Origin of the sequence: Streptomyces sp. MBT53 (assembly GCF_016654115.1) — a bacterium.
Lineage (GTDB): Bacteria > Actinomycetota > Actinomycetes > Streptomycetales > Streptomycetaceae > Streptomyces.
On record NZ_JAEQAZ010000005.1, the window covers coordinates 63,822 to 86,078 of the forward strand.

Consider the following 22,257-nt stretch of genomic DNA (forward strand, 5'->3'; position numbering starts at 1 on the left):
CAGAATCGAACTCAATTCAGTTCAGTTTGGAGGAGCTCATGGCAGTCGAAGACGAGATCCAGTTCGAGCGCGACGGACAGGTCGCGCGGGTCTGGCTGAACCGCCCGCACAAGAAGAACTGCGTGACCGTGCCGATCCTCGACCGGCTGGACGAGATCATCACCGAGGTCGACGCCGACCCCGAACTGCGCGTGCTGGTGCTGCGCGGGCGCGGGAACACCTTCTGCTCCGGGTTCGACCTGGACAGCCTCAAGGCCGACTTCGTGGGCAGGTCCAACGCGATCGACGTCGCCGTGCTGTCGGCGAAGGTCTGCGACCGGCTCTACTCGATGAGGACCCCGTCCATCGCCGTCCTCGAAGGTCATGTCACCGCGGGCGGCTTCGAGTTGATGATCTCCTGCGACTTCGCGATCGCCGCGGACGACGCCCTCATCGGCGACTTCCACATCCGTCGCGCCCTGTTCGGCGGCGCCGGTCCCATCTACCGCGTGCCGCGCATGATCGGCGTCCGCAAGACCAAGGAGCTGATGCTCACCGGCAAGCTGCTCACCGGGGTCGAGGCCGCCGAGTTCGGGCTCATCAACTCCTCTGCGCCCGCCGACAAGTTGGACGCCACGGTCGAGGAGTTCGCCGACCAGCTCGTCGACAAGAGCCCGTTCACCATGTGGATCACCAAGATGACCATCGACCGCAGCCTCGACGCCGACATCCAGTCGCTGATGGTCATGGAACACCTCGCGGTCGGCGTGATGCTGAACTCCGAGGACGCGGCGGAGGGCGTGGCCGCCTTCCTGGAGAAGCGGGAGCCGCAGTGGAAGGGGCGCTGAGCGCCGTGCCGTCGCGGGCCGGGGGCCGGCTGCACGGCTCCCGGTGCGCCGACTGCTCGGTGGCCACCTACCCGGCCGACCCGGCGTGCCCGCGCTGCGGCGGCCCTGCTGAGCCGGTCGTGCTCTCCGGTACGGGCACGCTGTGGACCTGGACCGTGCAGCGGTACGCGCCCAAGTCGCCGCCGTATGTCCCGCCCGCCGCCGGATTCGCGCCGTTCACCGTCGGCTACGTCGAACTGGCCGAAGGCGTAAGGGTGTTGGCGGTCCTCGACATCCGGCCCGAGGACGCGGAGATCGGCATGCCGATGGCGATCGCGGCGGGGGACGGGGTGCCCAGGGCCACAGGAGCCGTCGTATGACCGCCGAGGACGTCGTCGTCTGCGGGGCCGGGATCACCTCCTTCGCCCGTACGGAGGAGAGCGGCCGGCAGCTCGCCGTGCGGGCCGTGCGGGACGCGCTGGCCGATGCCGGACTGCCGTGGGCCCGGGTGCGCGCGGCCTACGGCGGCAGCGACGCGGCCGGGAACGCCGACACCCTGGTCGCCGAACTCGGCCTGACCGGCGTCCCGTTCACCAATGTGCGCAACGGCTGCGCCACCGGCGGCAGCGCCCTCGTCTCGGCCGTCAACGCGATCCGGTCCGGGGCGGCGGACGTGGCCCTCGCCGTCGGCTTCGACAAGCATCCGCGCGGCGCCTTCGACCCGCGGCCCGCCGACTGGGGGCTCGACGAGGCCTACGGCCACGACGGGTTGATGGTCACCACCCAGTTCTTCGCCATGAAGATCCAGCGGTACATGCACGACTACGGCATCAGCCCGCGCACCCTCGCCCTCGTCGCCGAGAAGGCGTACGCGAACGGGGTGTTGAACCCTCATGCCTGGCGCCGCAAACCGCTCGACGCGGCCGAGATCCTCGCGTCCGGCATGGTCAACGACCCTCTCACCCGGTACATGTTCTGCTCGCCGGGGCAGGGTGCGGTCGCCCTCGTGCTGTGCAGTCGTGCGGTGGCCCGCCAACTCGGCGGCACGGCCGTGGCGTTGCGCGCGGCCGTCGTACGGACCCGGCGGTTCGGCTCCTTCGAGGTGTTCAGCCCCTGGGCGCCGATCGGGACACCGACGAGCGTGACCGCCGATGCCGCGCAACTCGCCTTCGAGGAGGCCGGGTTGGGGCCGGGCGACATCGACGTGTGCCAGCTGCAGGACACCGAGAGCGGTGCCGAGGTGATGCACATGGCCGAGTGCGGGTTCTGCGCGCACGGCGACCAGGAGTCGCTCATCCCGTTCGGGGCGACCGGCATCGGCGGCTCGCTGCCGGTCAACACCGACGGCGGCTGCATCGCCAACGGCGAGCCCATCGGCGCCTCCGGACTGCGCCAAGTCCACGAGATCGTCCAGCAGTTGCGCGGCCGGGCCGGTGAGCGGCAGGTGCCCGGCGATCCCGCGACCGGCTTCACCCACGTCTACGGGGCACCCGGCGTGAGCGCCTGCACCGTGCTGACCCGCTGAACCGCACTGTCCCACTGAAAGGAGGAAGGAGCGCCATGGAGGACATACCCGGCCCCGACGAATTCCGTGCCGATGCACGGAGTTGGCTGAAGGGCGCGGCGACAGCGCGCGCCGCGCACCGGGAACAGGGCCGCGGCGACGACTCGGTGGCCGTCTTCGAGAACTGGACCGAGGCCGAGGAACGCGCCCACACCGATCGGACACGGGACTGGGAGCGCACCCGGTACGACCAGGGCTGGGGCGCGATCGGCTGGCCTCCGGAATACGGAGGACGCGAACTGCCCACGTACTACGAGCAGTTGTACCGTGCCGAGGAGTCCGGCTTCGACGTCCCGCGCCGTACCGAGATCTTCCCGGTCACCCAGCAGCTCGTGGCACCCGCGATCCGGATCTGGGGCACCGCGGAACAGAAACGGCGCTGGCTGCGCCCCATGCTGCGCACCGACGAACTCGCCTGCCAGCTGTTCTCCGAGACGGAGGCGGGCTCCGACCTCGCCGCCGTCCGCACCCGGGCCGCGCGGGACGGCGAGGGCTGGATCATCAACGGCCACAAGATCTGGACCTCCGGTGCCAGGGTTGCCACTTGGGGTGTCGCCGTGTGCCGCACCGACTCCGACGCGCCCAAGCACGCGGGCATCACGGTCTTCCTCGTCCGCATGGACGCGCCGGGCGTGACCGTACGGCCCATCCGGCAGATGACCGGCGGCTCCAGCTTCAACGAGGTCTATCTGGACGACGTCCGCGTGCCCGACACCGACCGGCTCGGGCCCGTCGGCGAGGGCTGGCGGGTGACCCTCACCGTGCTGGCCGCCGAGCGCCTCGACTCCGGCGGGCTCGGACTCGACAACGCCGACCGGGCCCTCGACCTCGCCCGGCACCTGCCCCGCCCGCTCACCGGCGGCGAACAGCAGCAGGCGGCCGACCTGTTCGTCCGTGCCCTGGTCCAGCGGCTCATCGCACTCCGCGTCACGGCCGCCCTGGCCGCCGGCCGTGAACCCGGCGCCGAGGCATCGGTCGGCAAGCTCCACGCCACCGCGACCATGCGCGCCACCACCGACCTGGTCCAGCAACTCCTCGGCCCGAGCCTGGCCGCGGACACCGGGGAGTGGGGCACCTTCGCCTGGACCGAGCACCTGCTCGGCGCACCCGGCTACCGCATCGCCGGCGGCAGCGACGAGATCCAGCGCAACATCCTCGCCGAACGCGTGCTGGGCCTGCCCAAGGAACCGAAGGGGGCGGGACGTTGACCACCACGGCCGAGACGACCGCCGCACTCGCGGCCCGGGTGCGCCAACGTCTGACGGAACGTCATCCTGGGGTGCATGTGGGGGAGTTGCGCACACTGCCCGGCGGCCACTCGGGCCTCACCTACCGCATCGCCGCGGGACCGGTCTCGTACGTCGTGAAGGCGGTGCCGCCGAGGCAGCGGGCCGTCGGCCGCAACGACGTGCTCCGCCAGGCCCGCGTGCTGCGCGCGCTCGCCGGATCCCCGGTGCCCGTGCCGGGTGTGGTCGCCGTCGACGAAGCCGAACCGGCCTGGTTCGCCATGGAGTTCGTCGACGGCGAGGCCATCGAGCCCGTCCTCGACGACCACCGGCTCGATCCGGGACTGTGCCGCGAACGGATGCTGGCCCTGGCTCCCGTACTGAGTGAGCTGCATCGGACCGAGGCGGAGGGCACTGAACCTCTCGACCCCGCAGGCGAGTTGGAACGCTGGAGCCGCACCATGCGAGCCGTCCCGGCAGAACTCCGCCCAGGCGCGGAGGACTTGCTCGCCGCCCTCGCCACCGCGATCCCCGGCAGCATCCAACCCACCCTCACTCACGGCGACTTCCGCCTCGGCAACGTCCTGTGCCGGGGCTCACGACCCGCAGCCGTCGTCGACTGGGAGATCTGGGGATACGGCGATCCGCGCATCGACCTCGGCTGGTTCCTTCTCTTCGCCGACCACCGCAACTTCCCGCTGCTCGGCCGCGCCGTCCCCGGTCTGCCCGGCGAGGACGAACTGCTCGCCGCCTACCTCGACGGTCGGCCCGAACCTCCCGACCTCGACTGGTTCCGCGCCCTGGCCCGCACCAAGATGGCCGCGATCATGGGCCACAACCTGCGCCGACACCGCGAGGGCAAGCACCACGACCCCGACCAGGAACGGCTGCCTCCGACGATCGCGGCGATGATCCGCACCGCGCGCGACCTCCTCGCCCGACGGTCCTGAAGGAGCGACACCATGGATTTCGGACTCTCGCCGAAGGCCGACGAACTCCGCTCGCGCATGGCCGCGTTCATGGCGGAGTACGTACTGCCCGCCGAGGACGTCTACGACCGGCAGCTCGCCGAGGCGGCCGATCCGCACGAACTGCCGCCCGTCATGCGTGAGTTGAAGGAGAAGGCGCGCGCCGAGGGACTGTGGAACCTGTTCCTCGCGCACGGGGACATGGGCGCCGGTCTCACCAACCTCGAATACGCACCGCTGGCCGAACTCGCCGGACGCTCGATCATCGGCCCCGAGGTGTTCAACTGCTCCGCCCCCGACACCGGCAACATGGAACTCCTCGCCCTGTTCGGCACACCCGAGCAACAGGACCGCTGGCTGCGCCCGTTGCTGGCCGCCGAGATCCGCTCCTGCTTCGCCATGACCGAGCCCGAGGTCGCCAGTTCGGACGCCCGCAACATCCGTACGCGCATCACGCGCGACGGCGACGAGTACGTCGTCGACGGCCACAAGTGGTACACGTCCGGCATCCTCGACCCGGACTGCCGGCTGATCATCCTGATGGGCGTCACCGACCCCGACGCGCCCGCGTACCGGCGGCAGAGCACGCTGCTGATTCCGCGCGACACCCCCGGGATCACCGTGCTGCGTGATCTGCCGATGTTCGGCTACACCGACCGCTGCGGCCACGGCGACGTGCTCTTCGAGAACGTACGGGTCCCGCTGTCGTCGATGCTCGGCGGCGAGGGCGACGGATTCGCCCTGGCACAGGGGAGGTTGGGCCCCGGCCGCATGCACTACGCCATGCGGGCCGTCGGATTCGCCGAACGCGCACTGGAGTTGATGTGCCGCCGGACACTGACCCGCACCGCCTTCGGCGGCCCGCTCGCCGAACGGGGCGTCGTCCGCGAGTGGATCGCCCGCAGCCGGATCGAGATCGAACAGCTGCGGCTGCTGGTCCTCAAGTCGGCCTGGGTGATGGACACCCAGGGCAACGCGGCGGCCCGTACCGAAGTCGCCGCGATCAAGGTGGCCGCGCTGGAGGTGGCACACCGGGTGGTCGACCGGGCCGTCCAGGCGCACGGAGCCGCGGGGGTCAGCGACGACACCGTACTGGCACGGCTGTACGCCATCACCCGGGCGCTGCGGATCGCGGACGGTCCGGACGAGGTGCATCTGCGGACGGTCGCCCGCCGTGAACTGGCCAAGTATCAGGAGGAGTCGGAGTGAACGGACAGGTCTTGGACGGCCGGGTCGCCGTCATCACGGGCGGCTCCCGGGGCATCGGCCTCGGTATCGCCAAGGCGTACCGGGAGGCGGGCGCCCATGTGGTCATCGCCGCCCGGAAGCCGGACGGACTGGCCGCGGCGCGCGAGGAGTTGCTGCGGACCAAGGGGGACGGCGAGGTCCACGAGGTCGTCGCCAACGCGGGGGAGCCCGAGGACGCCGAGCGCTGCGTCGCGGAGACCGTGTCCCGCTTCGGCCGCCTCGACATCCTGGTCAACAACGCGGCCACCAACCCCTACATGGGAGATCTCCTCGATCTCGACCTGCCGCGCGCGGAGAAGACCGTACGCGTCAACCAGTACGGCATGATCGCCTGGACCCGGTGCGCCTGGCGGGCGTGGCTGCGGGAGCACGGGGGAGCGGTCGTCAACATCGCCTCGGTCGGCGGGCTGATCGTCGACCCCCACATCGGCTGGTACAACGCCACCAAGGCGGCCATGCTGCACATGACCCGCCAACTCGCCTACGAACTCGGCCCGATGGCCCGCGTGAACGCCATCGCACCGGGACTGATCAAGACCGAGCTGGCACGGGCCGTATGGGAGCCGCGGGAGCCGATCCTGACCGCGAAGCTGCCGCTGCGCAGACTCGGGACGGTGGAGGACGTGGCGCACGCGGCCGTCTTCCTGGCGTCCGGGGCCTCCTCCTGGATGACGGGGCAGACGCTGGTGCTGGACGGCGGGGCGACCGTGCTGCCGATCGGGGTGGAGGGGTGAGCCACGCGATCGCGGACCTGTTCTCGCTGCACGGCCGGACCGCCGTGGTCACCGGGGCCTCGTCAGGCCTCGGAGCCCGGTTCGCCCTGGTGCTCGCGTCGGCGGGCGCCACCGTCTTCGCGGCCGCCCGGCGGCTGGAGAAGCTCAAGAACCTCTCCGACGAGAATCCGCGGATCCATCCCGCCGTCTGCGACGTCTCGCGGGAGGAGGACCGCGTACGGCTGATGGAGACGGCGCTCGACGAGACCGGACGGGTCGACGTGCTGGTCAACAACGCCGGCGTCTCCGGCGCGGTGCGCGCCGAGGAGGAGAGCGCCGACGACTTCGCGGACGTACTGGCCGTGAATCTGGTGGCGCCCTTTCACCTCGCACGGCTGCTGGCCGAGGCTCCGGCCCGCGACCACGGTCGTACGACCCGGTCGATCGTGAACGTCTCGTCCGTCCTGGGGCTGGTCTCCGGTGCACCGCTCGGTGGCGCGGCCTACGCCGCGTCCAAGGCGGGACTTGTCGGACTGACCCGTGAACTGGCCGGACAGTGGGGGCCGTCGGGAGTACGGGTCAACTCCCTTGCACCCGGCTGGTTCCGCTCCGAGATGACCGACGAACTCTTCTCCGACGAGCGCGCCCGGCGCTGGGTCGAGCGCGGCACGATGCTCGGGCGGGGCGGTCAACAGGGCGAACTGGACGGGGCGTTGCTCTATCTGGCGTCCGACGCGTCCTCGTACTGCACCGGGCACGTGCTCACCGTGGACGGCGGGTGGACGGCGCGATGAGGGTCACGGTCGAGGTCGACGGCGACGGTCTGGCCCGGGTCGAACTGTGCCGCGGGTCGGGCAACGCGATCGATCTGGCGACGGCCAGGGAGTTGCGGGACGCCGCCCTGGAGTGCGAGCGGAGGCAGGCCCGGGCGGTGCTGCTCACCGGGCGGGGGCGGTCCTTCTGCGTCGGCGGTGATCTGAAGGAGTTCGCCGCGCTGCCCGGGGAGCGTCTCGCTGCGCACCTCACCGACGTCACCGACGCGCTCCACACGGCGCTGCGGATCCTGTCCGGGCTGGACGCCCCGCTGGTGGTCGCCGTGCAAGGGGCGGTCGCGGGCGCCGGACTCGGGCTGGTGGGGGCGGCGGACATCGGCCTCGCGGCGACCGACGCGGGCTTCACCGCCGCGTACACCGCGATCGGGTACACGCCGGACGCAGGCGTCAGCTGGTCCCTGCCCCGGCTCGTCGGCCCGCGCCGGGCGATGGAGCTGCTGCTGACCAACCGGCGCGTGACGGCGGCCGAGGCGCTGAGCATGGGCCTGGTGAGCCGGGTCGTGGAACCTGAGCGGCTGAACGAGGAAGCCGTGCGGACGGCGGGCACGCTGGCGCGCGGGGCGACGGCGGCGTACGGGGTGACGCGGCGGCTGGTCGGACGGGCGCACTCCACCGGCCTGGACGAACACCTCGACGAGGAGGCCCGCCGGCTGGCCGCCGCCGCGGTGTCCGGCGAGGGCCGCGAAGGCGTGGCGGCGTTCCTGGCGGGGCGCCGGGCCGACTTCGCGGGGTGCGAGCGTGGTTCGGGAACTCAGGGTCGCGCGCTCCGGTGACCGACGCGAACCGAGTCCGCGGAATCCCCGGCCGATCTTCGATTCGTACCCGACTTGAACTTGGGTCTACTCTCGGACGACCGGACGGCGACGGGTACCGGCCGTGGAGAAGAGGGAGAGACGATGGCAAGGGCACGGATCGTGGATCCGGAGGAGGGGCCCAGGTCGAAGCGTGGCGCGATCCTCGTGGCAGCCGTGGAGCGGTTCGGCGAGGACGGCTACGAGAACACCAAGTGGTCGGAGGTGGCCGACCGGGTCGGCATCGGGCAGACCGCCCTCTACCACTACTTCGAGTCCAAGGCCCACTGCCTGCTCACCATCATGCGCCTGGAGCTCCAGCGCTCCCACGACCAGTTCGTCGAGGCCACGAAGGACGAGACGGACCCGGTGGAGGAAGTGCGCGCGGCGGTGCGGTCCGCGTTCGCCGTCACCGAGCAGGAGATTCGCCAGATGCGCATCCTCCAGGCCAACATGTCCCTGCTCGCCACCCCGCGGAAGTCCAAGCGCGAGGAGACCGAGCGCGTCGCGGCCCGCCAGCTGGTGCAGATGGTCGAGCGGGACTGGACGAGCCTGCTGATGCGCGGCATGTCGAAGGGCGCCTTCCCGCTCCGCGACGCGCACACCCTCGGCCTCTCCGTCCTCGGCATGATCGTCAGCGTCTGGCGGTGGTACCGCCCGACCGGTGCGATCCCCCTCTCGGAGATCAGCGAGATGATCGAGGGATGCGTGGTGCGGATGGTCGCCGAATAGTCTCCGCCCCGCCCCTTGTCGGCGGCGGGGCGGTCGTCCTACAGTCAAACTGAACTGAACTCAGGTTGTTTAGGGAGGGTGATCGGCAATGGTGCTTCGCGAGTACATGGCCAGAATGGACGGCCAGGACCCGGAAAAGGCCCTCGAACTCCTGGAACCCGACTTCCGGTTCCTGATCGCGCTCCCGGGCGGCGGGCGGACCGGTACGTCCCGCGCGGACTTCGCCGGCTACATCGCCGGGCGCAACGCGCTGGACCGCAGGCACGAGATCGTGCGCTACTCGGTCGACGGCGACGTCGAGACGGCGTACGGCTTCGTCGTCGACGAGGGTGTGACGAGCGGCGCCTTCCTGTCCGCCGCGCAGGTGTCGCCCGCCGGGCTGATGGCGCGGTACCAGTCGTTCTTCACCCCGGACTTCGACCTCGTGGACCGGCCGTGAGCGCGCCGACCGCGTCCGCCGCGCCGTTCCTGACCACCTGGTTCGGGATCCTGGACAGCGACGACGCCGACCGCATCCTCGACCTGATCAGCGCAGACTTCTCCTTCTCCATCCTGTTCTCCACGGGCGGCGACGCCGGCACCGACTTCCACGGCGGCCGGGCCGAGATGGAGGGCTACCTCGCCCAGCGCGAGGTGGGCACGCGCACCCACCACATGCTCACCGGATCCGTCGTCGGCCGGGACGAGCTGTACCTCGGCGAGGTGCGCAGAGCGGGGGTACCAGAGGCTACCTTCGTCGCCTCGGCCCGGCTGGACGACGCGGGCAGGGTGCGGCACCTGCTGATCGGGCGCTCGCCCGCGGTCCTGTTCACCTGAGGAGACACGGAGACACACGATGTACAACCTCGTTCTGCTGGCCGCCCGGCCGCCCGAGTGGACCCATCAACGGTTCATCGGGTGGTGGCGCGGCGAACACGCCGAACTCACCCGGCAGTTGCCCGGACTGAGGTCGTGGCGGCACACCGATCTCGACGCGGCCCTCGAACCGCGTTCGGAGGGCTGGGACGGTCTGTCCGTCCTGGGCTTCGACACCGCCGAGGATCTGCGCAAGGCGCTGGACAGTCCGGAGTGGGCCGCCGCCGTCGCCCAGGTCGGCGACATGCGCGGACGCCGGATCGCCGTCATGGGCGGCGAGTCGGAGCTGTACGCGGACCCGGCGCAGCGGACCGACCACACCGGGGCATGACCCGGGGCCGACCCGGAGCGCCCCCTTCGCAACGAGGCGAGGAAGCGGATGCGACAGACAGTACGGGAGTTCCAGGACCGATCCGAACAGGCCGACTTCACAGCTGTCGTCGACGACCAGGGGCCGCACGGCGCACGTGAACTCCTGCGGCGGGCGCACGAGTTGGCCGACGCGATGACTCCGAACGGCACGTCCGGCGGCACCGTGCTCCTCCAGGCCGACAACTCCTGGCGCACCGTCGCGGCGACCCTCGCCGTGGGGCTGACCGGCGGTGTCCTGGCCCTCGTCAACCGCCACACGACCCGCGCCGAGTTCACCGGCGCGGCGGCGGACATCCGGCCGGACGTCCTGGTCGCCGAGCCGTCCGCGATCGAGGAGTGGGACGCCGCCCCCGCCCTGCCGGACGCGGTGACCGCCGAGGCGCTCGACGGCTGGACGGTCCGCGCCGGACTCGGCCCGCGCGATGTGTCCCGCTGGTCCGGCGGCAGTCTCATCGGTCTCACCTCCGGCTCCACCGGCCGGCCCAAGGGTGTCGTCCAGTCCGAGAGCGCCCTGCGGTACGCGTGCTCCTGCACGGTCGACGTCAACGGACTGCGCGAGGGCGACGCGGTGGCCGCCGTCGTCCCGCTCTCCTCGACCGCCGCGTACTGCTTCGGCGTCTGCCTCGCGCTCATGCTGGGCGGGCCGCTCGTCCTCTCCGGCCGCTGGGACCGCGAGGAGGCACTCGCCCGGATGGCCGCCCACGACGTCCGGTGGACCATGTGCGTGCCCACCATGGCCCTCCAGATGGGCTCCGCCGCGGCTGGTTCGAAGATCCTCGACGGGGTCCGCGCGATCACCGTCGGCGGCGGCCCCATGGACCGCGGCGCCCTCGCCCGTGCCGAACTCTCCCTGGGGACCCGGATCCTGCGCGTCTTCGGCATGTCCGAGTGTCTCGGGCACACCTCGCCCCGGCCCGACGACCCCGAGGAGATCCGTCTCGGCCGCGACGGACGGCCCTTCCCCGGCACCGACCTGCGGGCAGTCGCCGCGGACGGTACCGTCCTGGGACCTGGCGCGACCGGCCGGGCCCAGGTCCGCGGCCCGTCCCTCTTCCTCGGTTACGCCCGTGACGGCAAGGTCGAACCGCCCGCCCTCACCCCGGACGGCTTCTTCCCCACCGGTGACCTGCTGGTGACCGGCGAGGACGGCACGGTCACCATCATGGGCCGGGAGAAGGACGTCATCATCCGCGGCGGGCGCAACCTCGACATCACCGAGATCGAGCGCGCCGTCGCCACCCATCCGGCGGTGGCCCGCGCCTGCGTGGCCCCCGTACCGGACCCGCTCCTCGGCGAACGGGCCGCCGTGCTCGTCGTGGTCGAGGACGGCGCCGGCGAACTCGGCCTCGACGAGATCAGGGCGCACCTCGCCCGTACCGGCCTGTCCAAGGCCAAGTGGCCCGAATTCGCCTTCACCGTAGGCGAGTTGCCACAGACCACCGTGGGCAAGCTCGACCGCTCGGGAGCCCGCAGGCTCGCCCACGACCTGCACGCGGGAATCGCCGCGCACCCCGAGCAGCACCGGCAAGGAGATGCATGACCGTCCCCACGACCCCCACTCCCCGTCTCGACCGCGGCCGTTGGGCGCAGGCGGGACCCGAGACGGTACGACCCGGGGTCCACCGCATCCCGCTCCCGCTCCCGGAGGACGGACTGCGGGCCGTCAACGTCTACGCACTGGAAGGGCTGACGGAGGGGCTGGTCCTGATCGACGGGGGCTGGTCGATTCCCGAGTCCCGCAAGGCACTTGAGGACGCCCTGGCCCAACTCGGCCACGACCTCGGCGAGATCGACCACATCCTGGTCACCCACATCCACCGCGACCACTACACCCAGGCCGTCGAACTGCGCAGGCTGCTCGGCTCCCGTGTTCACCTCGGCGCGGGGGAGCGGCGCGGACTCGAGCTGCTGGGGGAGTTGCGCACGGACGCGCCGGTCGGCTCGCTGGAGACGCTGCGCCGGGCCGGGGCCCACGACCTCGCCGAGCGGGTCCTCGCCATGTACGACGGCGAGTTCGACGCCACCGTCTGGGAGGCCCCCGACCGTTGGCTCACTGCGGAGGAACTCCGTTTCGGGGACGTCCGGTTGACGGTCGTGCCGACGCCCGGCCACACCCAGGGCCATGTCGTCTACCTCGACCAGGAACGAGGACTGATGTTCTCCGGGGACCACGTCCTGCCGCACATCACCCCGTCCATCGGCTTCGAACTCGGCGGTCCCGCACTGCCGTTGGGCGACTACCTCGACTCCCTCCACCTGATGACCACCCTCGCGGACGCCCAACTCCTGCCCGCGCACGGCCCGGTGGGCGACAGCGTGCACGCCCGGGTCGGAGAGCTGCTGGCCCACCACGACGACCGGCTCGCCGAGACGCGGGCCGCCCTCGGCGACCGTACGCGCACCGCGCACGAGGTGGCGCGGGAACTGGGCTGGACCCGGCGCAGGGTGCCGTTCGCGGATCTCGGCCTCTTCGACCGGATGCTCGCCGTCAACGAGACGGCGGCCCACCTGGATGTGCAGGTGGCCCGCGGCCGGGCCCGGCGCACGGAGTCCGACGGGGTCAACCGGTATACGGCGACCGTGGGTTAGCGCGGCTCACCGCGCGGTCCAGCCTCCGTCGACGTAGAGCTCGGACCCGGTCATGAAGCCGGCGTCGTCGGAGGCGAGGAACGCGACGGCGGCGGCCACCTCCTCGGGCCTGCCCAGCCGGCCGAGCGGCGTCCCCTCCAGCATCGCCGTCAACCGGGGTGTGTCGCGCCACAGTTCGCGCGACCGGGGCGTCTCGATGAAGCCGGGGTGAAGCGAGTTCACCCTGACACCGCGCTGCGCCCAGTGCAGCGCGGCGTTCTTCGTCATCAGCCGTACGGCACCTTTGGCCGCGTGGTACGAGAACTGGGCGCCGAAGCCGCCGACCGTGCCGAAGATCGACGCGACGTTGACGATCGAACCGCCGCCGGACCGCTCGATGGACGGGCCGCCGTACTTCATGCCGAGCCACACCCCGGTCTGGGTCACGCCCAGAACCCGCTCCCAGGACTCCATCGTCTCGGTCTCGACCGTGTTCATCGAGGCGATCCCGGCGTTGTTGACCAGCACGGACAGCTCACCCCGGGCGGTGGTCGCCGCGCCGACGACATCACGCCACGCCGACTCGTCCGAGACGTCCAGGGCCATGCCGAGGGCGCCGCCCCCGACCTCCGCGGCGAGCTTCTCGCAGCGTTCGGCATCGAGGTCGGTCACCACGACCGCCGCGCCCTCGGCCGCGAGCCGTCGTACGACGGCGTCACCGATCCCTCCCGTCGCACCGGTCACCAGCGCCGTCCTCCCGGCCAGCCTCGACTGCATCGGAACCCCTCTCACTTGCTGATGGTGTGTCAAATACCGTGCACGGAATGCCTTGTGTGGGGCTCAGTCCCGTACGCCGAGCCAGGCGAGCGCGCCGCCGTCGATCACGTACGACGACCCCGTGATGAACGCGGCGTCTTCGGAGGCCAGGAAGCACGCCAGTTTCGCGACCTCCTCCGGGCGGCCGAGCCGCCGCACCAACTGCGGTGCGGTCAGCTCGCGTTCCATGGCGTCACGGTCCTTCGCGGCGGCGAAGAAGTCCTGGGCGAGCGGTGTGTCGATGACGCCGGGGCAGAAGCAGTTGCAGCGCACCGGGGCCAGGTCGACGGCGGTGACCTTGGTCAGATGGATGACACCGGCCTTGGTGACGCCGTAGGCCGGCGCGTTCGGGAAGCCGGTGAGGCCGGACACGGAGGCCGTGTTGACGATGGCGGGCCCGCGCCGCGAGCGGCGCAGATACGGCGCGGCGAACTTGGTCGTCAGCCACACCGCCTTGAGGTTGACCTCGTAGACCGCGTCCCAGACTGTCTCGGACAGCGTGTCGACGCCACGGTCCGGCTCGGCGGTGAACGCGGTCTCGATGACCCCGGCGTTGTTGACGAGGACGTCGAGACCGTCGAAACGCTCCGCTGTGCGCGTCACCATGTCGGCGATGTTGTCGCGGACCCGCAGGTCACAGACGATCACCTCGGCCCGCGCCCCGGCGGCACGCACCAGTTCCGCGGTCTCGGCGGCGGTCTCCTCGGTCCGGTCGGCGACCGCCACGGCCGAGGCGCCCTGCCGGGCCATCTGGACCGCGATCGCCCGCCCGATGCCCTGACCCGCCCCGGTGACGAGGCAGGTCCTGCCGTCCAAGGAACCCGTCATGAATCCGCTCCCAGCGCACATCGCGAAACCTGAACTGAACTAGCTTCATTTTCTGTGAGTCTAGATTCGCGAGGCACGGGCGACAAGGCTCCGGGCGGGTCCGCCGCCGACCCCGGGTTCATCGACCGTCGCCCGGCGCCGCTAGCCTCGCCGGTCATGGGAGCACGAGCGCAGTACGTGGTGGTCGAGAACGGCACCTGGCAGCGGTACTACTCGCACTGGGCCGCCAACAGGGTGGCTGACGATCTGCTGCCCGGTCCGGCGGCGGCGACACGCTGCTTCCGCGCCAACCGGGAGATCGACGAATGGCTCGACGACGTGTGGTGCGAGGGCGCCGCGCTCATCGACCACGACCGCCGGACCCTGCTCTGGTTCGCCTCCCCGGACAGCTGGGCCGACCACCTCGCCGCCCGTGCCGTACTGGCCCGGACCTGGCCCGGCTGGGACGTCCGCTTCGCGCACGACGGCATGGGCGATCTGACTCAACACCTGGACCTGGGGCGGGAGTTGACCCGTGCGCCGGGCTGGTTCGAAACCTTCGAAGCGGCCGGGTTCGCGCACACCGAGTACAGCGAGCCCCACTCCGTCGCCTCCCTGCGCCTGCCCGACGGAAGCGTTCGCGCGTGGGGCAGCGACTGGGAGCCCGTCGAACACCTCGCGGGCGGCCTCGGCCTGATCGACCATCTCGCCGCGTCGCCGGTCACTCCCGCGCTCACCGACATGCCGTACGGCGGCGTCCATTTCGACCCGCGGGCCCGCACCGTCTCGCTCTGGGCGGTGCAGACCGTGGCCGGCATTCACGACTGGCCGTTGCCGGGCTGGGAGGACTGGACGCTGGACTTCCGCGGCGACGACCACACGCTGCAGGCCGGGCTGCTCCCCGCGGACTTCCCCTTCCCTCGGCCCTCGCTCGCCGCCGCGCTGCGGAGGCTCGGCGACGGTCTCGGCACCCCGCCGCCCGACAACGGCCCGCTCCTCGCCCGCGCCGCGGCCGCGCCCGGCCCCGAGGGCACCACCCCGGTGGTGACCCCCGCCGCGCTGGTACCGCACGAACCGGCCGACCCCACCCCGGCCGAACTGGCCGCCCTGCGCACGGCGATCACCGCACTGGTCGCGGAGGCGGAGGAAGCACTGCCGTAACACTTCTAACAGAATTATCATCGAAATTGTTAACAATCCTCGACCCCCGACCGACAGTCTGGGACGCGACCGAGCCGCACGCCGCCCAACCTGCCCGCGATCTCGCCGAGGCGCCGGGCGCGCACGGCTGTGACCACGCAACCAGCTGTTCAAGGAGGTCCACGGGTGGACGTCAACCGTAGAACTGTGATCCGGAGCGCCACGGGCGTCGCGGCCATGACCGCGTTCGGAGTCGCCGAGGGCACGGCGGGCACGGCCTTCGCCGCCACCTCGTCATCGGGCAGTTCGTCGAACAACTCGTCGACCACGTCCTCGGCGTACTCGCTGGAGTTCGATCCCACCGCCTGGTCGTACGACGCGACGAACGACGTGTACTACCAGCTCGGGAAGGTGTACGTCGCCAACCCGGCCGCGAGCGACTACGAGAACCTGTCGATCTACGTGCCGGGCGCCTATCTGACGGCGACCGCCAACAGCGACGGCACCACGTACACCGCGAAGCTCAACCGGAAGGGCACCCTCGGCCAGTACTCGGGGGGCACGGCGCCGATCGTGATCCCGGTCAACACCCCCGGCTACGCCCAGCAGGCGCCGGCCACGTCGTACAGCTACACCGCCGTGTCGCAGTACCTCAAGGCCGGGCTCATCTACGTGTGGCCGGGCCTGCGCGGACGGGACAGCTCGACCACCACCCGCTCCGACGCGGCACCCTGGGGCGTGACCGACCTGAAGGCCGCGGTCCGGTTCCTCCGGTACAACGAGAGTGTCCTGCCCGGCAGTTCGGACGACATCGTCCTGTTCGGCATGAGCGGCGGCGGCGCCCAGGACACCGTGGCGGGCACGTCCGGTGACAGCCCGCTGTACCACCCGTACCTGCGCACGATCGGCGCGGCGATGGAGGACGCCCAGGGCCGCCCCCTCAGCGACGCGGTCGCCGGCGTCATGGCCTGGTGCCCGATCACCAACCTGGCCGAGGCCAACCTGTCCTACGAGTGGAACATGGGCCAGTTCGCCTCGACCGGCACCCGCGCGTCCACCACCTGGACCAGCGCCTACTCGGCCGACCTCGCGAAGGCCTGGCCCAAGTACCTCAACCGCCTCGGGCTGCGCGACGAGCACGGCAGGCGCCTGGAGCTGACCGAGTCCACCAACGGCGTTCACCTGGCGGGCAGTTACTACGACCACCTGATCGAGGTGATCACCACCTCGCTGAACAACTTCCTGTCGGACAACACCTTCCCGTACACGATCACGACGATGGGCGGGCCGCCCGGATCGGGCCAGACGGGGACCTCGACGACGTACGAGACGGTCGACGACTACATCGCCTACCTCAACACCGCCACCACATGGGTCACTTACGACGCCACGACCAACACCGCCACGGTGTCCGGCCTCGAAGGCTTCGTCAACAGCCAGAAGAACGCGAACAAGCCGGTCGGCGCGTTCGACGGGGTCTCCCGCGGGCAGGGTGAGAACAGCGTCTTCGCGATGGGGCTGGGCGTCCCCTCGCACTTCGCGCCGCTCACGCGTGACGTCGTCAAGGCGAACGAGACGACGTACGCCACGTACTCCGACTGGAACTCCGCCTACGGTGCCGCTGCCTACGACAGCGACTTCGCGAAGAAGGACAGCGTCGGCAAGGACATGGCCTGGCGGGGCGAGGCGTACAACCCGCTGTACTTCCTCTCGCCCGCCTTCGCCGGCTACCGGCAGTCGAAGGTGGCGCGGCACTGGCGCATCCGCACCGGCATCATGCAGGGCGACACGGCCAACACCACTGAGATCAACCTCCAGTTGGCCCTACGGAACTACGGCATCCGCGACGTCGACTTCGCCACGGTGTGGGCCATGGCGCACACCATGGCCGAGCGCACCGGTGACCCGACGACGAACTTCATCAGCTGGGTGGAGTCGATCGTCAAGAAGTGACGCTCAGTTCGGACACCCCGGGTGCCTGACCGACGACGAGCGTCGTCGGTCAGGCACCCGGCCGCGTTTGGACAGCGTTTCCTTTGGCTTGGTGTCCGGGCCGTCCTCGCAGAGCGGCATGTCGGTCTGGCAGGCTGTTCTCGTGGACGATCTCATCGGCACCCAGGCGCCACACCGCCGCCTGCACGCGCCAGTTGATGCCGTTGAGGAACTGGAGCGTGCGGTGCCAGGGCTGGTTGGCCACCGTCGCTCAGCCCCCGTAGACATCGACTGGGCGATGACCGAAGCAGATCTCGGCGTAGGGCTGCCGGACGACTACAAGCTGCTCTGCGAGCTGTTCCCAGCGTTCGCGCTGGGAGACTTCCTGCTTCTCGGCGGACCTCAGCCCGGCACGGAGGCGGCGTGGGTGCAGGGCACGCGCGAGGAGTTGGAGATCGTCGCGGAGTGGTGCGCTGATGCCGACCTGGCCGTCCCGCTCCAGCCATTTCCAGCCGCGGGTGGTCTGCTGCCTTGGGCGGCTTCCAACGAAGGCGACATCTTCCTCTGGACGACGGGCCCGTCCGCTCCCCGGGAGTGGACGGTTACAGTCGCCTCCCGCAACGGCGGGTGGTGGCACTACACGGGCGGAGCGGTCCAGTTCGTGGCTGATCTGGTCAGTGGCGCCCTGGAGCCGTGGGGGCTGCCGAGTGTGCGTCCTGAACCGAGCTGGGTGGGGCGCTGAGCCGGCGGTAGCCGATCAAGGCCGCGGCACTTCACTGGCCCTCAGCGGCGCGCACTTCCTGGCCGAGGAACTCGACGACGCAGCCGGCGATCACACGCCGGCGTTCGAGCGCTACGAGCAACGCCGGCGCCCCTACGTCGAGTTCGCCCAGAACAGCGTCATGAACGGCGGCGAACTCATCGCGCCGTCCACGCGGGACGATATCGACGGGCGTAACGTGCGGCTCCGGGCTGGCGCGGTCTGATGGCGGCATCGACGAGCACCGATGAGTTTTGCCGACAGCCCCGGTCTACCAGGACGTACACCATCGAGCCACTGACCGGAGATCCATCATGACCACTCCCGCACACCCCGGCCGCATGCTGTTCCTGAACATTCCCGTGGTGGACCTGGAGCGGAGCAAGGCGTTCTTCGCCAAGCTCGGGTTCAGCTTCAACCCGAAGTTCACCGACGAGACCGCCACCTGCATGCTGGTCGGCGAGCAGGCCTTCGTCATGCTGCTCACCCGCGAGAAGTTCGCGGAGTTCGCGAAGCTGCCGCTGGCCGATCCCACCACGCACACGCTGGCGCTCTACTGCTTCAGCGTGTCCTCCCGCGAGGAGGTCGACTCTGTCAGCGCCGCCGCGCTCGCGGCGGGCGGCACCGAGGTGGACGGTGCCGAGGACTACGGCTTCATGTACTCACGCAGCTTCTACGACCTCGACGGCCACGGCTGGCAGGTCATGTGGATGGACCCGGCGGCGGCGGAGCAGGGCCCCGAGGAGTTCGCGGCCGCCGCACAGGACGCCGACGCGCAGGCCTGACCCGAGAAGCCCGAACCCTTTTCGGAGTCGGTGGTCCGCGGATGTCGAGAACGGACCACCGACTCCGTCCCGGGGGCAACAGCGGTCGCCACCGGCCGCTACTGGCCGCATGAGGAAGAAGGAGAAGCCACCATGGCGATTCAGCGGATGGACAACGTCGGCATCGTCGTCGAGGACATGGACGCCGCCGTCGCGTTCTTCGTGGAACTCGGTATGGAGCTGGAGGGCAGGGGAGAGGTCCAGGGCCTCTTCGCCGACCAGTGCACCGGACTCGACGGCGTCCACTGCGACATCGCGATGGTCCGGACCCCGGACGGCCACAGTCGGCTCGAACTCGCGAAGTACCGCAGCCCCGAGGCGATCAGCGACGGGCCGCGCGACCGGCCGCACAACATCCTGGGCACGCACCGCGTCATGTTCGCCGTGGACGACATCAAGGACACCGTCGCCCGCCTGCGCCCGCACGGCGCCGAACTCCTCGGCGAGATCGCCCGCTTCGAGGACATCTACCTGCTCTGCTACGTCCGCGGCCCGGCGGGCATCATCGTCGGACTGGCCGAGCAACTGGGCTGAGAGCGAATCCGACAGGGGACGCCTGACCTGCGATCCCCTCGCCGCGCCCGGGAATGGTCTGGGGCCCGCCCCGCGTTGCCACGACCATGACGACGAACGCGCCGCGGCCCGAGGTGTTGCGCTACACCGCCTTCTCCAGCGACCCCGACGGCGGGAACCCCGCCGGCGTCGTGCTGGACGCCACCGCCCTGGCGGACAGCGACATGCTGGCCATCGCCGCCGAGCTCGGATACTCGGAGTCCGCGTTCCTGACCGCACCCCCGGAGGGGCTCGGCGGTCCGGACGGGCGGGCGTACCGCATCCGGTACTTCAGCCCCAAGGCCGAGGTGCCGTTCTGCGGGCACGCCACCGTCGCGGCCGCCGTCGCGCTGGCCGAGCGGACCGGCACGGGGGAACTGGTGTTCGCGACGCGCGCGGGCACCGTACCGGTGGAGGTGACCGAGGAGAACGGGACGCTCCGCGCCACCCTCACCAGCGTCGCACCGCACATCGAGGACATCGCCGACGCCGACCTCGACGAGGCGCTCGCCGCGCTCGACTGGCCGCGATCCGATCTCGACCCCGCCTTCCCGCCCCGTATCGCCTTCGCGGGTGCCCGCCATCTCGTACTCGCGGCGGCGACGCGGGCCCGACTCGCCGATCTCGCCTACGACTTCGGACGCCTCGAAACCCTGATGCACCAACTGGACCTGACCACTGTCCAGTTGGTGTGGCGGGAGTCGGCCACCGTCTTCCACGTCCGTGACCCCTTCCCCGTCGGAGGTGTCGTCGAGGACCCGGCGACGGGCGCCGCGGCTGCCGCGTTCGGCGCGTACGCGCGTGAACTCGGCCTGGTTCCGGAGGACTCCGTCCTCACGCTGCACCAGGGCGAGGATCTGGGTCGCCCCGGCGAACTCACCGTGACGCTGCGCGCGGGCGACCCGCGTGTCCGCGTCGCGGGCGCGGGAGCACGCATCGACATCGGCTGAGGCGCCGGTCGCCATGACGGTGCACGTGTCCGTCCGTCCCCGGTGTTCGCTGACCGGTGAGCCGATACGCTGAACGACAGCCATGTCGGGGGCGGGGCTGGGGGCGTGGACATGGATCCGCGGATGCAGTTGTCGGTGGGCGGGTACGTCTGCGAGCGCGAGTTGGGCCGCGGCGGACAGGGCGTGGTGTGGCTCGCGCGGGACCGGGCCGGGCAGCAGGTCGTGGTGAAGTTCCTGCTGCCGGGCAAGGAGTACGACGAGGTCGCACTCGCCCGGGTGCGCCGGGAGTTCGGCGCGGCGAGCCGGGTCGGTGAACTGGCCACGGCCCGGGTCCTCGACGCGGACCTCTCCGGCCGACACCCCTACATCGTCAGCGAGTTCGTCCCGGGTCCCACGATCCACCAGCATGTCGCCGCGGGCGGCCCGCTGTCCTCGGGGCGGCTGCAGTCCCTGGCGCTCGCCGTCGCGCACGCGCTGGCACAGGTGCACCGGGCGGGTGTCGTGCACCGGGACATCAAACCGTCCAACATCCTGCTCTCCCCGGACGGACCGCGGATCATCGACTTCGGTATCGCCCGCGACGACCACTTGCTGGAGTCGGCGCTCACCACACCGGGGAGTGTGCTCGGCTCACCCGCGTACATGTCACCCGAGCAGGTGAAATCCCTCCGCGTCACCAGCGCCACCGACGTGTTCTCCCTCGGCGGCACGCTCTACTTCGCCGCCACGGGGAGACATCCCTTCGAAGGGGAGAGCGACTACGAGGTACTGGTCGCCGTGTCCACCCGCGACGCGGATCTCGCGGCGGTACCGGAACCGGTCCGCTCGGCCATCGCCGACTGCCTCCGCAAGGACCCGGCGGAACGCCCCACCGCCGCCCAACTCGTCACCCGGCTCGCGGAGTTGGCGGAAGCGGTGGAGGGGGTGGAGGGGGTGGACTCCGCGCGCACGGAGACGAGCACGCCACGACCCGGAGACGGCGGCGAAAGCAGTGACTCCGGGCCCGACCCCGTTCCCGCCCCCGGCAGAAGCGCCAAGCACCTACGCCTGTGGGGCTTCGCGGCCGGCAGTGCCGCGGTGGCCGTGCTGCTCGCCGTCGTGCTCAGCACGACCTCGGGGGGATCGGCGTCGGAGAACGGCTCGCGGACGGACGGCTCCGGGAGTTCCACCAGCTCCCAACCCCTCACGTACACCGACGACTTGACCGATTCGGGCGACTGGTCGTACAAGGACCCGACCCTGGCGACGATCACGCACAAGGGCGGGACCATGCTGGTGGATCCCGAGTCCGAGCTGGAGGTCTGGCCGCAGGCGCCGTTCGAGCCGTCGTCGTTCGCGGTACGGCTGAGCACCCAGACGGAGTGGTACGGCGGTGAGGGCGGGGTCGGGCTGTGGTGCGACGGCTCGGGGGACTATCGCAAGGGCTCCCGTTGGGCGACCTATCTGACGACGGATCAGGAAGCCCTGATCGTGCGCGAGTTCAGGTACAAGGGAGCCTTCCAGCACGACCGGGTCGTGGAGGTCGACCTCGCGGACCTGGGTCTGGAGGTGGACAGCGGGCAGCAGGTCGACATGTCTATGACCTGTTCCTCGGCGGGTACGGGCCGGATCAAGGTGGAACTCGCCGTCAACGGCACCCGGGTCGCCTCGTACACCGGCGTCGCCTTCAACGCGCGCGGCTGCGGGTTGGCGGCCTTCCACTACAGCGCGACCGACCCAAAGGGGACGGCCTTCCACGCGGGCTTCGAGCGCTTCATCGCGTCGGAGCTGCCGACGAGTTGACGGGGGTCAGTCACTGCC

Annotated in this window: 25 protein-coding genes; 23 read left to right on the forward strand and 2 right to left on the reverse strand. The window is 70.8% G+C overall.

Features of this window, described 5'->3' with window-relative positions; translation table 11 throughout:
- Positions 1 to 38: 38 nt before the first annotated feature.
- From JHN45_RS03415 to JHN45_RS03485, 15 genes are all read left to right on the forward strand, one after another.
- Complete coding sequence (locus tag JHN45_RS03415) at positions 39 to 827, forward strand: enoyl-CoA hydratase/isomerase family protein (protein WP_200708637.1); 789 nt, start codon at positions 39 to 41, stop codon at positions 825 to 827.
- The gene (locus JHN45_RS03420) at positions 812 to 1,186 is read left to right on the forward strand and encodes a Zn-ribbon domain-containing OB-fold protein (protein ID WP_201047939.1); all 375 of its coding nucleotides are present in this window, start codon (positions 812 to 814) and stop codon (positions 1,184 to 1,186) included. The genes JHN45_RS03415 and JHN45_RS03420 overlap by 16 nt, the downstream gene beginning before the upstream one ends.
- A complete protein-coding gene (locus tag JHN45_RS03425; RefSeq protein WP_201047940.1) occupies positions 1,183 to 2,331 on the forward strand; it encodes a thiolase family protein in 1,149 nt (382 codons plus the stop codon). The genes JHN45_RS03420 and JHN45_RS03425 overlap by 4 nt, the downstream gene beginning before the upstream one ends.
- Positions 2,332 to 2,366: 35 nt before the next feature.
- Positions 2,367 to 3,578, forward strand: a complete 1,212-nt coding sequence (locus JHN45_RS03430) for an acyl-CoA dehydrogenase family protein (RefSeq protein ID WP_201047941.1) — start codon at positions 2,367 to 2,369, stop codon at positions 3,576 to 3,578.
- Entirely contained in the window at positions 3,575 to 4,546 is a 972-nt protein-coding gene (locus JHN45_RS03435) for a phosphotransferase family protein (RefSeq protein WP_201047942.1), read from the forward strand. The genes JHN45_RS03430 and JHN45_RS03435 overlap by 4 nt, the downstream gene beginning before the upstream one ends.
- Before the next feature lie 12 nt (positions 4,547 to 4,558).
- The gene (locus JHN45_RS03440; RefSeq protein ID WP_200708632.1) at positions 4,559 to 5,773 is read left to right on the forward strand and encodes an acyl-CoA dehydrogenase family protein; all 1,215 of its coding nucleotides are present in this window, start codon (positions 4,559 to 4,561) and stop codon (positions 5,771 to 5,773) included.
- On the forward strand, positions 5,770 to 6,546 hold the full coding sequence (locus JHN45_RS03445; protein WP_200708631.1) for an SDR family oxidoreductase: 777 nt from the start codon (positions 5,770 to 5,772) through the stop codon (positions 6,544 to 6,546). The genes JHN45_RS03440 and JHN45_RS03445 overlap by 4 nt, the downstream gene beginning before the upstream one ends.
- Positions 6,543 to 7,319, forward strand: a complete 777-nt coding sequence (locus JHN45_RS03450; RefSeq protein WP_201047943.1) for an SDR family NAD(P)-dependent oxidoreductase — start codon at positions 6,543 to 6,545, stop codon at positions 7,317 to 7,319. The genes JHN45_RS03445 and JHN45_RS03450 overlap by 4 nt, the downstream gene beginning before the upstream one ends.
- On the forward strand, positions 7,316 to 8,131 hold the full coding sequence (locus tag JHN45_RS03455) for an enoyl-CoA hydratase/isomerase family protein (RefSeq protein ID WP_201047944.1): 816 nt from the start codon (positions 7,316 to 7,318) through the stop codon (positions 8,129 to 8,131). The genes JHN45_RS03450 and JHN45_RS03455 overlap by 4 nt, the downstream gene beginning before the upstream one ends.
- Positions 8,132 to 8,254: 123 nt before the next feature.
- Positions 8,255 to 8,881, forward strand: a complete 627-nt coding sequence (locus JHN45_RS03460) for a TetR/AcrR family transcriptional regulator (protein ID WP_019069538.1) — start codon at positions 8,255 to 8,257, stop codon at positions 8,879 to 8,881.
- Between the two features lie 88 nt (positions 8,882 to 8,969).
- Entirely contained in the window at positions 8,970 to 9,320 is a 351-nt protein-coding gene (locus JHN45_RS03465; RefSeq protein WP_200708627.1) for a nuclear transport factor 2 family protein, read from the forward strand.
- Complete coding sequence (locus tag JHN45_RS03470) at positions 9,317 to 9,697, forward strand: hypothetical protein (RefSeq protein ID WP_201047945.1); 381 nt, start codon at positions 9,317 to 9,319, stop codon at positions 9,695 to 9,697. Before JHN45_RS03465 ends, JHN45_RS03470 begins: the two co-directional genes overlap by 4 nt.
- Positions 9,698 to 9,716: 19 nt before the next feature.
- Positions 9,717 to 10,067, forward strand: a complete 351-nt coding sequence (locus JHN45_RS03475) for an EthD family reductase (protein ID WP_201047946.1) — start codon at positions 9,717 to 9,719, stop codon at positions 10,065 to 10,067.
- Positions 10,068 to 10,115: 48 nt separating this feature from the next.
- The gene (locus JHN45_RS03480) at positions 10,116 to 11,648 is read left to right on the forward strand and encodes a class I adenylate-forming enzyme family protein (RefSeq protein ID WP_201047947.1); all 1,533 of its coding nucleotides are present in this window, start codon (positions 10,116 to 10,118) and stop codon (positions 11,646 to 11,648) included.
- Positions 11,645 to 12,697, forward strand: coding sequence for an MBL fold metallo-hydrolase (locus tag JHN45_RS03485; protein WP_201047948.1), 1,053 nt, complete (start codon positions 11,645 to 11,647; stop codon positions 12,695 to 12,697). The genes JHN45_RS03480 and JHN45_RS03485 overlap by 4 nt, the downstream gene beginning before the upstream one ends.
- 6 nt (positions 12,698 to 12,703) lie before the next feature.
- Here the strand turns inward: JHN45_RS03485 and JHN45_RS03490 are convergent, their stop codons facing one another.
- Together JHN45_RS03490 and JHN45_RS03495 are read right to left on the reverse strand one after the other, a co-directional pair.
- Entirely contained in the window at positions 12,704 to 13,453 is a 750-nt protein-coding gene (locus tag JHN45_RS03490) for an SDR family NAD(P)-dependent oxidoreductase (RefSeq protein WP_200708622.1), read from the reverse strand.
- 63 nt (positions 13,454 to 13,516) lie between these two features.
- Positions 13,517 to 14,320 carry an SDR family NAD(P)-dependent oxidoreductase gene (locus JHN45_RS03495; protein WP_201047949.1) on the reverse strand — a complete coding sequence of 268 codons (804 nt, stop codon included), beginning with the start codon at positions 14,318 to 14,320 and terminating at the stop codon, positions 13,517 to 13,519.
- Between the two features lie 156 nt (positions 14,321 to 14,476).
- Between JHN45_RS03495 and JHN45_RS03500 the strand changes: the two genes are divergently transcribed.
- The 8 genes from JHN45_RS03500 to JHN45_RS03535 all read left to right on the forward strand — a co-directional run bounded on the left by JHN45_RS03500 (position 14,477) and on the right by JHN45_RS03535 (position 22,239).
- Positions 14,477 to 15,460, forward strand: coding sequence for a hypothetical protein (locus tag JHN45_RS03500; protein WP_201047950.1), 984 nt, complete (start codon positions 14,477 to 14,479; stop codon positions 15,458 to 15,460).
- 165 nt (positions 15,461 to 15,625) lie between these two features.
- Entirely contained in the window at positions 15,626 to 17,392 is a 1,767-nt protein-coding gene (locus JHN45_RS03505; RefSeq protein ID WP_307783030.1) for an esterase, read from the forward strand.
- A gap of 277 nt (positions 17,393 to 17,669) precedes the next feature.
- Complete coding sequence (locus JHN45_RS03510; RefSeq protein ID WP_236583266.1) at positions 17,670 to 18,113, forward strand: SMI1/KNR4 family protein; 444 nt, start codon at positions 17,670 to 17,672, stop codon at positions 18,111 to 18,113.
- Positions 18,079 to 18,357, forward strand: coding sequence for a hypothetical protein (locus JHN45_RS03515; RefSeq protein ID WP_201047952.1), 279 nt, complete (start codon positions 18,079 to 18,081; stop codon positions 18,355 to 18,357). The genes JHN45_RS03510 and JHN45_RS03515 overlap by 35 nt, the downstream gene beginning before the upstream one ends.
- An 88-nt stretch (positions 18,358 to 18,445) precedes the next feature.
- A complete protein-coding gene (locus JHN45_RS03520) occupies positions 18,446 to 18,916 on the forward strand; it encodes a VOC family protein (RefSeq protein ID WP_201047953.1) in 471 nt (156 codons plus the stop codon).
- A 132-nt stretch (positions 18,917 to 19,048) separates the two neighbouring features.
- Entirely contained in the window at positions 19,049 to 19,489 is a 441-nt protein-coding gene (locus tag JHN45_RS03525) for a VOC family protein (RefSeq protein ID WP_201047954.1), read from the forward strand.
- Between the two features lie 86 nt (positions 19,490 to 19,575).
- The gene (locus tag JHN45_RS03530; RefSeq protein WP_201047955.1) at positions 19,576 to 20,457 is read left to right on the forward strand and encodes a PhzF family phenazine biosynthesis protein; all 882 of its coding nucleotides are present in this window, start codon (positions 19,576 to 19,578) and stop codon (positions 20,455 to 20,457) included.
- A 111-nt stretch (positions 20,458 to 20,568) separates the two neighbouring features.
- Entirely contained in the window at positions 20,569 to 22,239 is a 1,671-nt protein-coding gene (locus tag JHN45_RS03535) for a serine/threonine-protein kinase (RefSeq protein WP_236583285.1), read from the forward strand.
- The last annotated feature ends 18 nt before the right edge of the window (positions 22,240 to 22,257 follow it).

Bases quoted from the DNA above. Each gene is read 5' to 3' on its own strand.
- JHN45_RS03490 (WP_200708622.1), bottom strand. From the start codon at position 13,453: ATGCAGTCGAGGCTGGCCGGGAGGACGGCGCTGGTGACCGGTGCGACG.
- JHN45_RS03530 (WP_201047955.1), top strand. From the start codon at position 19,576: ATGACGACGAACGCGCCGCGGCCCGAGGTGTTGCGCTACACCGCCTTC.
- JHN45_RS03520 (WP_201047953.1), top strand. From the start codon at position 18,446: ATGACCACTCCCGCACACCCCGGCCGCATGCTGTTCCTGAACATTCCC.
- JHN45_RS03495 (WP_201047949.1), bottom strand. From the start codon at position 14,320: ATGACGGGTTCCTTGGACGGCAGGACCTGCCTCGTCACCGGGGCGGGT.
- JHN45_RS03425 (WP_201047940.1), top strand. From the start codon at position 1,183: ATGACCGCCGAGGACGTCGTCGTCTGCGGGGCCGGGATCACCTCCTTC.
- JHN45_RS03525 (WP_201047954.1), top strand. From the start codon at position 19,049: ATGGCGATTCAGCGGATGGACAACGTCGGCATCGTCGTCGAGGACATG.
- JHN45_RS03510 (WP_236583266.1), top strand. From the start codon at position 17,670: ATGACCGAAGCAGATCTCGGCGTAGGGCTGCCGGACGACTACAAGCTG.
- JHN45_RS03430 (WP_201047941.1), top strand. From the start codon at position 2,367: ATGGAGGACATACCCGGCCCCGACGAATTCCGTGCCGATGCACGGAGT.
- JHN45_RS03415 (WP_200708637.1), top strand. From the start codon at position 39: ATGGCAGTCGAAGACGAGATCCAGTTCGAGCGCGACGGACAGGTCGCG.
- JHN45_RS03440 (WP_200708632.1), top strand. From the start codon at position 4,559: ATGGATTTCGGACTCTCGCCGAAGGCCGACGAACTCCGCTCGCGCATG.
- JHN45_RS03475 (WP_201047946.1), top strand. From the start codon at position 9,717: ATGTACAACCTCGTTCTGCTGGCCGCCCGGCCGCCCGAGTGGACCCAT.
- JHN45_RS03455 (WP_201047944.1), top strand. From the start codon at position 7,316: ATGAGGGTCACGGTCGAGGTCGACGGCGACGGTCTGGCCCGGGTCGAA.
- JHN45_RS03500 (WP_201047950.1), top strand. From the start codon at position 14,477: ATGGGAGCACGAGCGCAGTACGTGGTGGTCGAGAACGGCACCTGGCAG.
- JHN45_RS03485 (WP_201047948.1), top strand. From the start codon at position 11,645: ATGACCGTCCCCACGACCCCCACTCCCCGTCTCGACCGCGGCCGTTGG.
- JHN45_RS03480 (WP_201047947.1), top strand. From the start codon at position 10,116: ATGCGACAGACAGTACGGGAGTTCCAGGACCGATCCGAACAGGCCGAC.
- JHN45_RS03535 (WP_236583285.1), top strand. From the start codon at position 20,569: ATGGATCCGCGGATGCAGTTGTCGGTGGGCGGGTACGTCTGCGAGCGC.
- JHN45_RS03460 (WP_019069538.1), top strand. From the start codon at position 8,255: ATGGCAAGGGCACGGATCGTGGATCCGGAGGAGGGGCCCAGGTCGAAG.
- JHN45_RS03465 (WP_200708627.1), top strand. From the start codon at position 8,970: ATGGTGCTTCGCGAGTACATGGCCAGAATGGACGGCCAGGACCCGGAA.